Genomic DNA, 12,200 nt, shown 5'->3' with positions numbered 1-12,200 from the left:
AGAAACTCGAGATGCGCCGGGTGGAGCGCGTTCGTTCAAAGTCATCCATGAGCGAAATGTCGAGGTTTCTTCGCGGTGATGTTGGGTTGCATCAGTCGAGCGTCAAGCGGGTGGACTATTGTAATAGTCCTGCTTTGCGAGCCGAGGGCATCTGTTCTAGAGCGGTCGGCTGTCGTGACTCTTTGGTCAGCGGCGGCATTATACATAGGTCGCTATGCTTACGCCGAGCCTTCATACAAAAGGTGTGTCGTCCATTGGTCTAAAGGTCGCAGGTACCACGTTGCACCTAAAGTCGTACGTTGTGCTCAAGATTGGCGCTTTTACCTTTGCTTTCAAGCTTGTAGGCGACTAAATGTGCTGTTTTCGATGCAAATGAGCCTGGCGTGAGGTTTCAGTCGTCATTTATCTGGAGTAGGCTCGAACGCAGCCAGATGTTTAATCCATAGATGGAGTTCAGCATGGGATACCAGAAGATTCAGGTTCCGGCAGTCGGCGACAAAATCACCGTCAATGCAGACCATTCTCTCAATGTTCCTGACCAACCGATCATCCCTTATATCGAAGGTGACGGTATCGGCGTCGACATCAGCCCGGTGATGATCAAGGTGGTCGACGCAGCTGTTGAAAAGGCTTACGGCGGCAAGCGCAAGATCTCGTGGATGGAGGTTTACGCTGGCGAGAAAGCCACCCAGGTCTACGACCAGGACACCTGGCTGCCCCAGGAAACCCTGGATGCGGTCAAGGATTACGTGGTGTCCATCAAGGGCCCACTGACCACGCCGGTCGGTGGCGGCATCCGTTCGTTGAACGTGGCCCTGCGCCAGCAACTCGACCTTTACGTGTGTTTGCGTCCGGTGCGCTGGTTCGAAGGTGTGCCCAGCCCGGTCAAAAAGCCTGGCGATGTGGACATGACCATCTTTCGCGAGAACTCCGAAGATATTTACGCCGGGATCGAGTGGAAGGCCGGTTCGCCCGAGGCGATCAAGGTGATCAAGTTCCTGAAGGAAGAAATGGGGGTGACCAAGATCCGTTTCGATCAGGATTGCGGGATTGGCGTGAAGCCGGTCTCCAAGGAAGGCACTGAGCGTCTGGCGCGCAAAGCTCTCCAGTACGTAGTGGACAACGATCGCGACTCGCTGACTATCGTGCACAAAGGCAACATCATGAAGTTTACTGAAGGCGCCTTTAAGGAGTGGGCCTACGGTATTGCTGAAAAAGAATTCGGCGCAACGCTGCTCGATGGCGGCCCTTGGATGCAGTTCAAGAACCCGAAGACTGGCAAGAATATAGTCGTCAAGGATGCCATTGCGGACGCCATGCTCCAGCAGATCCTGTTGCGTCCGGCTGAGTACGACGTCATTGCGACCCTCAACCTCAACGGTGACTATCTGTCCGATGCTTTGGCGGCAGAAGTGGGCGGAATCGGTATTGCGCCGGGCGCGAACCTGTCCGACACCGTGGCGATGTTCGAGGCTACCCACGGTACTGCGCCGAAATACGCGGGCAAGGACCAGGTCAACCCGGGTTCGCTGATTCTGTCGGCGGAAATGATGTTGCGCCACATGGGCTGGACCGAGGCGGCGGACTTGATCATCAAGGGCACCAATGGTGCAATTTCGGCCAAGACCGTGACTTATGACTTCCATCGCTTGATGGAGGGCGCCAAGTTGCTGTCTTCGTCGGCCTTCGGCGATGCGTTGATTTCGCATATGTAAAGGAAGGGCACAAAAAAACCGGTCACCTCATTGGGTTGAGTTGACCGGTTTTTTCATTGCAATATTCGCACTCAGGGGCTTTTAGGTCGTTAACGTTTTTTGGCTGGGAGCGTTTGATGTGGCTGGTTTTTCAGGCGCATCAACCGTAGCGGCAGAAATTTCCACGGCGTGCAGCCCTTTTGGTCCTTGAATGATCTCGAAGCTTACCGCTTGGCCCGCTTTCAGGGTCTTGTACCCGTCCATTTCGATCGCTGAGTAGTGCGCGAAAAGGTCATCATCCTTGCCGTCTTCAATAATGAAGCCGTACCCCTTGGCATTATTGAACCACTTGACCTTGCCCTTTTTCTTTCCATTGATCTTGACGCCAGACATACCCATATCCCTCTGCACCAGACTCCATCACTGGAGTATCATCCAGTTTATCCGTCCTAACCCGAATAAATAAGGTTGACTGCGCGGACCTTTTTTACCCACTGTGGGTTCTATTGGTTGTAACACCGATTTGCCGATAGTCAAGGCGACCAGTCGGTCAGAGTTGAAATTCTGACAGGTCGCCCCCACCACTGTATTTGAACCACTGACGAACCTTTCTTTCCATGCATGCAAACAGCCAGATTCGACTAACATTCAATCAGGATCGACCGGATCATGAACATGATGACGACGGTTCTGCAGGCATTGCTGTTCAGGAGGCCAAGCCTGCTTTACAGGCGCCGCCCATGTACAAGGTGGTTTTGTTCAATGATGACTACACACCGATGGATTTCGTCGTCGAAGTGCTCGAGGTGTTTTTTAACCTGAACCGCGAGTTGGCCACCAAGGTAATGCTGGCCGTTCATACAGAAGGACGGGCAGTATGTGGAGTGTTTACCCGCGACATCGCCGAGACAAAGGCCATGCAGGTCAACCAGTACGCCAGGGAAAGCCAGCATCCGCTACTCTGTGAAATCGAGAAGGACGGTTAACGCCGACCACTTGGGTATGAGGTGAAGCTATGTTAAACCGCGAGCTCGAAGTCACCCTCAATCTTGCCTTCAAGGAGGCCCGTTCGAAGCGTCATGAATTCATGACCGTCGAACACCTGCTGCTGGCACTTTTGGATAACGAAGCTGCCGCCACCGTTCTGCGTGCGTGCGGCGCTAACCTCGACAAACTCAAGCATGACCTGCAGGAGTTTATCGACTCCACGACGCCACTTATTCCCGTCCACGATGAAGACCGTGAAACCCAGCCAACCCTGGGCTTCCAGCGGGTGCTTCAGCGTGCTGTTTTCCACGTGCAGAGCTCCGGTAAGCGTGAAGTCACAGGCGCCAACGTGCTGGTGGCGATTTTCAGCGAGCAGGAAAGCCAGGCAGTGTTCCTGCTGAAACAGCAGAGCGTTGCCCGTATTGATGTCGTCAACTACATCGCCCACGGTATCTCCAAGGTGCCTGGGCACGGCGATCATTCCGAGGGTGAGCAGGAGATGCAGGACGAAGAGGGTGGTGAGTCTTCTTCTTCGGGCAATCCACTGGATGCCTATGCCAGCAACCTCAATGAACTGGCGCGCCAGGGGCGGATCGACCCGCTGGTGGGGCGAGAGCTTGAAGTTGAGCGCGTGGCGCAGATCCTCGCGCGTCGTCGCAAGAACAACCCGTTGCTGGTGGGTGAAGCGGGCGTGGGTAAAACCGCGATCGCCGAAGGCCTGGCCAAGCGCATCGTGGATAACCAGGTGCCAGACCTGCTGGCTAACAGCGTCGTTTACTCCCTTGATCTCGGCGCTTTGCTCGCCGGGACCAAGTACCGGGGCGATTTCGAGAAGCGCTTCAAGGCGTTGCTCGGCGAGCTGAAAAAACGCCCGCAGGCGATTCTTTTCATCGACGAAATCCACACGATCATTGGTGCCGGTGCCGCCTCCGGTGGGGTGATGGATGCCTCCAACCTGCTCAAGCCGTTGTTGTCCTCGGGTGATATCCGTTGCATCGGCTCGACCACGTTCCAGGAATTTCGCGGCATCTTCGAGAAAGACCGTGCCCTGGCGCGTCGCTTCCAGAAAGTCGATGTGTCCGAGCCTTCAGTCGAAGACACCATCGGCATCCTGCGCGGGCTCAAGGGGCGCTTCGAAGCGCACCATGGCATCGAGTACACCGATGAAGCCCTGCGTGCGGCGGCTGAGCTGGCGTCGCGCTACATCAATGACCGGCACATGCCGGACAAGGCGATCGACGTGATTGACGAGGCGGGGGCTTACCAGCGCCTGCAGCCGGTCGAGAAGCGTGTGAAACGCATCGACGTGCCTCAAGTCGAGGACATCGTGGCGAAGATCGCGCGGATTCCACCTAAACACGTCAACAGTTCCGATAAGGAGCTGCTGCGCAACCTGGAGCGCGACCTCAAGCTCACCGTTTTTGGCCAGGATGCGGCCATCGATGCGCTGTCCACCGCGATCAAGCTATCGCGTGCTGGCCTCAAGTCGCCGGACAAGCCTGTCGGTTCGTTCCTGTTCGCAGGCCCGACCGGCGTCGGCAAGACCGAGGCGGCGCGGCAGTTGGCCAAGGCCATGGGCATTGAGCTGGTGCGCTTCGACATGTCCGAATACATGGAGCGGCACACCGTGTCGCGTCTGATCGGTGCGCCTCCGGGCTATGTCGGTTTCGACCAGGGCGGCCTGTTGACCGAGGCGATCACCAAGCAGCCGCATTGCGTGTTGCTGCTCGATGAAATCGAGAAGGCCCACCCGGAAGTCTTCAACCTGCTGCTGCAGGTGATGGACCACGGGACCCTGACCGACAACAACGGGCGCAAAGCGGACTTCCGCAACGTGATCGTGATCATGACCACCAACGCCGGTGCCGAAACGGCCGCGCGGGCTTCGATTGGCTTCAGTCATCAAGATCACTCTTCTGATGCCATGGAAGTGATCAAGAAAAGCTTTACGCCGGAGTTCCGCAACCGCCTGGATACCATTATCCAGTTTGGTCGCCTCAGCCATGACGTCATCAAAAGTGTGGTGGACAAGTTCCTCACCGAGCTCCAGGCGCAGTTGGAAGACAAGCGCGTGCAACTGGAAGTCTCGGAAGCGGCGCGCAGCTGGATCGCTGAAGGCGGATACGATGCGGCAATGGGCGCACGCCCGATGGCGCGTCTGATCCAGGACAAGATCAAGCGGCCGCTGGCCGAAGAGATCCTGTTTGGCGAGCTTTCCGACCATGGTGGCGTGGTGCACATCGACCTGAAGGACGGCGAGCTGACCTTCGAGTTCGAAACCACGGCTGAAATGGCCTGATAGCTGACCGTAACAAAGCAAAAGGCGCCGAAAGGCGCCTTTTTGCTGTCTTGAAAACGAAGGAGATTAAATGTGTGCGGGCTTGTTAGGTAAAGAGCACACACAAAAACGCCCGGCATAACCGGGCGTTTTGTATTGACTTGCTTAGCGAGCGCGGTAAGTTATGCGCCCTTTGCTCAAGTCATAGGGCGTCAGCTCGACGCGCACTTTGTCGCCGGTAAGAATACGAATGTAGTTCTTGCGCATCTTGCCGGAGATATGCGCGGTTACGACGTGCCCATTTTCCAACTCCACACGAAACATGGTGTTGGGCAGGGTGTCGACGACAGTGCCTTCCATTTCGAAGCTGTCTTCTTTCGACATGCAGTAAAGCCCTCGGTATCCAGTGAATGGCCCGGTGCAACTGCGCCAGGCAAAAGCGGCGTGCATTGTGCCCGAAAAAGGGTGTTTAAGCCAAGGGGTTCTAGTTATGTGTGACCCATCTTTGATTAATTAGCAGTTCAATGGGTCGATATTGGGTCTTGTAATTCATCTTTTTGCAGTTCTTGATCCAGTAGCCGAGGTACACCGCCTCCAGTTCCTGGCGCTGGGATTCGCCAATTTGCCAGAGGATCGCGAAGCGTCCCAGGCTACGGCGTTCTTCGTCAGGCTCATAAAAGGTGTAGACCGCTGAAAGCCCGTTAGGCAGCAAATCGGTCACGGCGACGGCCACCAAGCGGCCTTCCGCACGAAACTCGTAGAAGCGTGAGAAGGGCAGGTCGCGCACCAGGAACGTGGAAAACTGGTCGCGACTGGGCGGGAACATATCGCCGTCGGCGTGTCGTTGCTCGATATAACGCTGGTACAGGTCGAAGTATTCTTCGGTGAAGCGCGGCTTGGCTGGCATCACCGTCAGGTCGGCGTTGCGCTTGAGGATGCGCTTCTGGTTACGGTCCGGCAGAAACTGCGCCACAGGGATGCGCGCCGGCACGCAGGCATTACAGTTCTGGCAATGCGGCCGGTACAGATGATCGCCACTGCGCCGAAAGCCCATTTCCGAGAGATCGGCGTACACATGCACGTCCATCGGCTGGCTGGGGTCGAGGAACAGTGTGGTGGCCTGCTCGTCGGGCAGATAGCTGCAAGAGTGGGGTTGAGTGGCATAAAACTTCAAACGCGCCAACTCGGTCATGATCAACCCTCGGATAAGCTTTGAAGTAAGTGTAAGCCAGGAGTACGCAAGTCGCTCAAGAAACCCACGGCCCGGCGTTGGGCGGGTCCAGATGGTCGCGCAGGAAGCCTGCGAAGTCGCTGCGGGAAATGGCGCGGGCACCCAGGCTGTGCAGGTGGTCGTTGGGCATCTGGCAGTCGATCAGCACTAAGCCCCAGGCCTGTAGTTGGCGAGTCAGCGTGGCAAAGCCGAATTTCGAAGCGTTGTCGGCGCGGCTGAACATTGATTCGCCGAAAAACAATTGGCCCATTGCCAGGCCATACAGGCCGCCCACCAGTTCCCCGTCGTCCCAGACCTCTACCGAATGGGCGTAACCGCGCTGATGCAGTTCCAGGTAGGCGCTCTGGATGCTTTGGGTGATCCAGGTTCCATCGGTATAGGCGCGCGGTGCGGCGCAGGCCTGGATGACAGCAGCAAAGTCCTGGTCGAAGGTGACGCTGTAGCGCTGCTGGCGCAACAGTTTGCCCAGGCTGCGGGACACATGCAGCTCGTCGGGGAATATGACGGTACGGGGGTCGGGCGACCACCAGAGGATCGGCTGGCCCTCCGAGAACCATGGGAAGCAGCCGTGACGGTAGGCTTGCACCAGTCGTTCGGCCGACAGGTCGCCACCGGCCGCGAGCAGGCCATTGGGCTCACGCATGGCCTTGGCCAGCGGGGGGAAGGTCAGTGAATCGCGTTGTAACCAGGTCAGCATGGCATCCAGGCTTACGGAAGGGGAGGGGAGTGACAGGTATGACACCTGCTTGCGCAGTGCTGATTATTGTCGACATGGCGCCATCGGGCCAGCCCGAATCGGCCTTTCAGGCGTATTAGCGTGAGCAGGTGTTTCTGCAACTCTGTGTCGGGGACGCGGTCGTAATCGGGTCGGTTCGATGCAGGCCATTTGCCAAGCTGCCCTTGATTGATAAAAACAGCTCATAAGCCTTTGTCAGCAAAGACAATGCATGCTCAAATTGAACATGTTGTGAGGCTCGATTGGCTAGGCTGCCGGGTGAAGGGCCAGGGCGTGGCATCGCAGTCACAAACCCGTACAATGCGGGCATTGTGGCACTTCCCTCATTTCATCCAGCAATCGCCCAATGTTAAAAAGTAGATTCAACGACACTCGTTCATTTTTCAGCTGCTCGGATTGGGCAGTATTTGCAGTCATTCAACAGATGGACGCGCTAAAGGCGCAGGAAAAGACCCGTTTTGAAGAAATCCGCCGCAACACCTAAAGCAGCAGTCGTGCCGGCCTGGCGCCAGCACCTGCATTATCGCCTCAAGGAAGGTGCGCTGATCGCTATCGGCGCGCTGTGCCTGTTCCTGATGATGGCCTTGCTCACGTATGGCAAGGACGATCCCGGCTGGAGCCATAACAGCAAGATCGAAGACGTGCAGAACTTCGGCGGCCCCGCCGGTTCCTACAGCGCCGATATCCTGTTTATGGTGCTGGGTTACTTCGCGTATATCTTCCCGTTGCTGCTGGCGATAAAGACCTGGCAGATCTTCCGCCAGCGTCACGAGCCATGGCAGTGGAGCGGTTGGCTGTTTTCGTGGCGCCTGATCGGTCTGGTGTTCCTGGTGCTGTCCGGCGCTGCCCTGGCCCATATCCATTTTCATGCGCCGACCGGACTGCCGGCGGGTGCGGGCGGTGCGCTGGGCGAAAGCCTCGGCGACCTGGCGCGCAAGAGCCTGAATATCCAGGGCAGCACCCTGATGTTTATTGCGCTGTTCCTGTTCGGTCTCACCGTGTTCACCGATCTGTCGTGGTTCAAGGTGATGGACGTGACTGGCAAGATCACCCTCGACCTGCTGGAGCTATTCCAGGGCGCGGCCAACCGCTGGTGGTCGGCCCGTGTGGACCGCAAACGCATGGTGGCGCAACTGCGTGAGGTGGACACCCGCGTCAACGAGGTGGTGGCCCCGAGCACGCCGGACCGACGCGAACAGGCCAAGGTCAAGGAACGCCTGATCGAACGCGAGCAAGCCCTGAGCAAGCACATGTCGGACCGCGAGAAGCAGGTGCCGCCAGTGATTGCACCGGCGCCGCCCAAGGCCCCCGAGCCCAGCGCTCGCGTGCAAAAAGAGAAACAGGCGCCGTTGTTCGTCGACAGCGCCGTCGAAGGTACCTTGCCGCCGATCTCGATTCTCGACCCGGCCGAAAAGAAACAACTTAATTATTCCCCTGAATCCCTGGCGGCCGTCGGCCACCTGCTGGAAATCAAGCTCAAGGAATTCGGCGTCGAAGTGACGGTGGACTCGATCCACCCCGGCCCGGTGATTACCCGTTACGAGATCCAGCCGGCTGCGGGCGTCAAGGTCAGCCGTATTTCCAACCTGGCGAAAGACTTGGCGCGTTCCCTGGCCGTGACCAGCGTGCGCGTGGTGGAAGTGATCCCCGGCAAAACCACCGTGGGTATCGAAATCCCCAACGAAGACCGCCAGATCGTGCGCTTCTCCGAAGTCCTGTCGACGCCGGAATACGATAGCTTCAAATCGCCGGTCACCCTGGCCCTGGGTCACGACATCGGCGGCAAGCCGGTAATCACTGACCTGGCGAAAATGCCTCATCTGCTGGTCGCGGGTACCACCGGTTCCGGTAAGTCGGTGGGTGTGAACGCGATGATCCTGTCGATCCTGTTCAAGTCCGGCCCGGATGACGCCAAGCTGATCATGATCGACCCGAAGATGTTGGAATTGTCGATCTACGAGGGCATCCCGCACCTGTTGTGCCCCGTGGTCACTGACATGAAGGACGCCGCCAACGCGCTGCGGTGGAGCGTTGCCGAGATGGAGCGCCGCTACAAGCTGATGGCGAAGATGGGCGTACGTAACCTGTCGGGCTTCAACGCCAAGGTCAAGGAGGCCCAGGACGCCGGCACACCGCTGGCCGACCCGCTGTACAAGCGCGAAAGCATTCACGACGAAGCGCCGCTGCTGACCAAGCTGCCGACCATCGTGGTGGTGGTCGACGAATTTGCCGACATGATGATGATCGTCGGCAAGAAGGTCGAAGAACTCATCGCACGTATCGCCCAGAAAGCTCGGGCGGCCGGTATCCACTTGATCCTCGCCACCCAGCGTCCGTCGGTGGACGTGATCACCGGTCTGATCAAGGCCAACATCCCGACGCGCATGGCGTTCCAAGTGTCGAGCAAGATCGACTCGCGGACCATCATCGATCAGGGCGGTGCCGAGCAACTGCTGGGTCACGGTGACATGCTCTACATGCCGCCAGGCACCAGCCTGCCAATCCGGGTGCACGGCGCGTTTGTTTCCGACGATGAAGTACACCGCGTGGTGGAAGCCTGGAAACTGCGCGGCGCGCCGGAATACAACGACGACATCCTCGCGGGCGTCGAAGAAGCCGGCAGTGGCTTTGACGGCGGCAGCAGTGGTGACGATGATGCCGAGACCGACGCGCTGTACGACGAAGCCGTCGCCTTCGTGCTGGAAAGCCGTCGCGCGTCGATTTCCGCCGTGCAACGCAAGCTCAAGATTGGCTACAACCGCGCCGCCCGCATGATCGAATCCATGGAAAATGCCGGCGTCGTGACCGCAATGAACACCAACGGCTCGCGCGAAGTCATTGCCCCTGGGCAGATGCGCGACTGACCCCGTGCCGCGTGGCAGCACGTGGCACGCTAACGACTCAATGAGGACTCCCATGCGTCTTATCCGCATGCTGTTGTTGCCGGCACTGGCCCTGACCGCTGTTTCGGCTCACGCTGACCCGGCTTCCGTCGCCAGCCTGAAGAACCTGTTGGACAAATCCCAAACGCTGACTGCGCGCTTTTCCCAGATGACCCTGGATGCCGGCGGCACCCAGTTGCAGGAAACCGCAGGCGAAATGGCTGTAAAGCGCCCTGGCCTGTTCTACTGGCATACGGAAGGCAAGGCTGAGCAGACCATCGTTTCCGATGGCCAGAAGGTCACCCTGTGGGACCCGGACCTGGAACAGGCGACCATCAAGAAGCTCGACCCGCGCCTGAACCAGACCCCGGCGCTTTTGCTGTCGGGCGATGTGTCGAAAATCAACGACAGCTTCGACATCACGTCCAAGCAAACCAGCAACGTCATTGAGTTCACCCTCAAGCCGAAATCCAAGGACACCCTGTTTGACACACTGTCCCTGTCGTTTGGTAACGGCGTGATCAATAACATGCGACTGGTCGACAGCGTCGGCCAACGCACCGATATCCTGTTCTCCGGGGTCAAGGCCAACCAGCCTGTGCCGGCGTCCAAGTTCAAGTTCGACATCCCCAAGGGTGCCGACGTGATCCAGGAATAAATCCCCCAGAGGTTTCAAACGCTGCCCATGGATCTGTTTCGAAGTGACCCGATTGCTCAACCACTGGCCGCACGCTTGCGTTCGACCAATCTGGATGAGTACGTCGGTCAGGAACACCTGCTCGCGCGCGGCAAGCCCCTGCGTGAAGCCTTGGAGCAGGGCGCGCTGCATTCGATGATCTTCTGGGGGCCGCCGGGCGTGGGTAAAACCACCCTGGCGCGGCTGCTGGCAAAGGTCTCGGATGCACACTTCGAAACGGTCTCGGCGGTGCTCGCCGGGGTCAAGGAGATCCGCCAGGCGGTGGAAGTCGCTAAGCAGCAGGCCGGGCAATACGGCAAGCGCACCATCCTGTTTGTCGATGAAGTGCATCGCTTCAACAAATCGCAGCAGGATGCGTTCCTGCCCTATGTTGAAGACGGCACGCTGATCTTTATCGGTGCCACCACCGAGAACCCTTCTTTTGAATTGAACAACGCCTTGCTTTCGCGGGCGCGCGTCTATGTGCTGAAAAGCCTGGACGAAGCGGCGATGCGAAAGCTGTTGCAGCGTGCGTTAAGCGAAGACAAGGGCCTGGGCAAGCGCCAGTTGAGTCTCAGCGATGAAGGCTTCAAGATTCTGATGAGCGCCGCAGACGGTGACGGGCGCCGCTTTCTCAACTTGCTGGAAAACGCCTCGGACCTCGCCGAAGACGGCAATGAAATTGGCGTCGAGCTCCTGCAAAGCCTGCTCGGCGATACGCGTCGGCGCTTCGACAAGGGCGGCGAAGCCTTCTACGACCAGATCTCGGCGCTGCACAAATCCGTACGCGGTTCCAACCCGGACGGCGCGCTGTACTGGTTCGCGCGCATGATCGACGGCGGCTGCGACCCGCTTTACCTTGCCCGCCGCGTGGTGCGTATGGCCAGCGAAGACATCGGCAACGCTGACCCTCGTGCGCTGAGCCTGTGCCTGGCGGCGTGGGAAGTTCAGGAGCGCCTGGGCAGCCCGGAAGGCGAGTTGGCAGTGGCCCAGGCCATTACCTATTTGGCCTGCGCGCCTAAAAGCAACGCGGTGTATATGGGCTTCAAGTCCGCCCTGCGCGCAGCTGCCGAACACGGCTCCCTGGAAGTGCCGCTGCACCTGCGCAACGCGCCGACCAAGCTGATGAAACAACTGGGCTACGGTGATGAATACCGTTATGCCCACGATGAACCGGACGCCTATGCTGCCGGTGAAGATTACTTCCCCGACGACCTTGAGCCACAGCCGTTCTACCAGCCGGTGCCCCGTGGCCTGGAGCTGAAGATCGGTGAAAAGCTCAATCACCTCGCCCAACTCGATCGACTCAGTCCAAAACAGCGGAGAAAGTAGTGCTCAAGATGATTCTTGCCGTGTCCGCAGCCGCCATCGCTGGTACATTATTGCGTTTCGCCACTAGCACCTGGGTCAGCGCCAACTGGCCGAAGCATTTTTATGCGGCGACCCTGGCGGTCAACCTGGTGGGCTGCCTTATCATCGGGCTGTTGTACGGCTGGTTCCTGTTGCGCCCGGAAGTACCGATTGAAATTCGGGCTGGCTTGATTGTCGGCTTTGTAGGCGGTCTGACGACCTTTTCATCCTTTTCACTGGATACGCTGCGCCTGCTGGAAAGCGGGCAGGCCCTGGTCGCCTTCGGGTACCTGGGCATCAGCGTGTTCGGCGGGCTGCTCGCCACCTGGGCTGGCCTGTCCTTGACCAAACTTTGATAAACGAGAG

At 58.3% G+C, this 12,200-nt stretch carries 11 protein-coding genes; 7 read left to right on the top strand and 4 right to left on the bottom strand.

Annotation, left to right across the window (positions count from 1 at the left end; translation table 11 throughout):
* Positions 1 to 458: 458 nt before the first annotated feature.
* Positions 459 to 1,715: an NADP-dependent isocitrate dehydrogenase gene (gene icd / locus AACY30_RS01085; protein ID WP_339467430.1), complete on the top strand. Its 1,257-nt coding sequence runs from the start codon at positions 459 to 461 to the stop codon at positions 1,713 to 1,715.
* Between the two features lie 81 nt (positions 1,716 to 1,796).
* On the opposite strand, the gene cspD is transcribed toward icd, so the two are convergent.
* Positions 1,797 to 2,087 (bottom strand): cold shock domain-containing protein CspD, encoded by a 291-nt coding sequence (gene cspD, locus AACY30_RS01080; RefSeq protein ID WP_445261405.1) that lies wholly within the window; start codon positions 2,085 to 2,087, stop codon positions 1,797 to 1,799.
* Positions 2,088 to 2,311: 224 nt separating this feature from the next.
* On the opposite strand from cspD, the gene clpS reads away from it, so the two are divergent.
* Entirely contained in the window at positions 2,312 to 2,680 is a 369-nt protein-coding gene (gene clpS, locus AACY30_RS01075) for an ATP-dependent Clp protease adapter ClpS (protein WP_101271708.1), read from the top strand.
* Between the two features lie 29 nt (positions 2,681 to 2,709).
* On the top strand, positions 2,710 to 4,980 hold the full coding sequence (gene clpA / locus AACY30_RS01070) for an ATP-dependent Clp protease ATP-binding subunit ClpA (RefSeq protein WP_339539441.1): 2,271 nt from the start codon (positions 2,710 to 2,712) through the stop codon (positions 4,978 to 4,980).
* A gap of 144 nt (positions 4,981 to 5,124) precedes the next feature.
* On the opposite strand, the gene infA is transcribed toward clpA, so the two are convergent.
* The 3 genes from infA to aat all read right to left on the bottom strand — a co-directional run bounded on the left by infA (position 5,125) and on the right by aat (position 6,887).
* Positions 5,125 to 5,343, bottom strand: coding sequence for a translation initiation factor IF-1 (gene infA, locus AACY30_RS01065; RefSeq protein WP_002553999.1), 219 nt, complete (start codon positions 5,341 to 5,343; stop codon positions 5,125 to 5,127).
* Between the two features lie 100 nt (positions 5,344 to 5,443).
* Positions 5,444 to 6,151 (bottom strand): arginyltransferase, encoded by a 708-nt coding sequence (locus AACY30_RS01060; protein ID WP_339539439.1) that lies wholly within the window; start codon positions 6,149 to 6,151, stop codon positions 5,444 to 5,446.
* Positions 6,152 to 6,206: 55 nt separating this feature from the next.
* Positions 6,207 to 6,887, bottom strand: a complete 681-nt coding sequence (aat, locus tag AACY30_RS01055) for a leucyl/phenylalanyl-tRNA--protein transferase (protein WP_339539437.1) — start codon at positions 6,885 to 6,887, stop codon at positions 6,207 to 6,209.
* Positions 6,888 to 7,384: 497 nt separating this feature from the next.
* Between aat and AACY30_RS01050 the strand changes: the two genes are divergently transcribed.
* Genes AACY30_RS01050 through crcB form a run of 4 tightly spaced genes read left to right on the top strand, consistent with a single transcriptional unit; the run spans position 7,385 to position 12,190 of the window.
* Positions 7,385 to 9,790, top strand: a complete 2,406-nt coding sequence (locus AACY30_RS01050) for a DNA translocase FtsK (protein ID WP_339421021.1) — start codon at positions 7,385 to 7,387, stop codon at positions 9,788 to 9,790.
* Between the two features lie 52 nt (positions 9,791 to 9,842).
* Complete coding sequence (gene lolA, locus AACY30_RS01045) at positions 9,843 to 10,466, top strand: outer membrane lipoprotein chaperone LolA (RefSeq protein WP_339421023.1); 624 nt, start codon at positions 9,843 to 9,845, stop codon at positions 10,464 to 10,466.
* A gap of 27 nt (positions 10,467 to 10,493) precedes the next feature.
* Positions 10,494 to 11,816, top strand: a complete 1,323-nt coding sequence (locus AACY30_RS01040; RefSeq protein WP_339539436.1) for a replication-associated recombination protein A — start codon at positions 10,494 to 10,496, stop codon at positions 11,814 to 11,816.
* Positions 11,816 to 12,190: a fluoride efflux transporter CrcB gene (gene crcB, locus AACY30_RS01035; protein ID WP_339506138.1), complete on the top strand. Its 375-nt coding sequence runs from the start codon at positions 11,816 to 11,818 to the stop codon at positions 12,188 to 12,190. Before AACY30_RS01040 ends, crcB begins: the two co-directional genes overlap by 1 nt.
* Positions 12,191 to 12,200: the final 10 nt, after the last annotated feature.

Source organism: Pseudomonas sp. RA_5y_Pfl1_P24 (assembly GCF_963970945.1).
In the GTDB taxonomy this organism is placed as follows: domain Bacteria; phylum Pseudomonadota; class Gammaproteobacteria; order Pseudomonadales; family Pseudomonadaceae; genus Aquipseudomonas; species Aquipseudomonas tritici.
The sequence above is the reverse complement of the archived record's forward strand: the minus strand, read 5'-3'. Positions and strand labels throughout refer to the sequence as shown.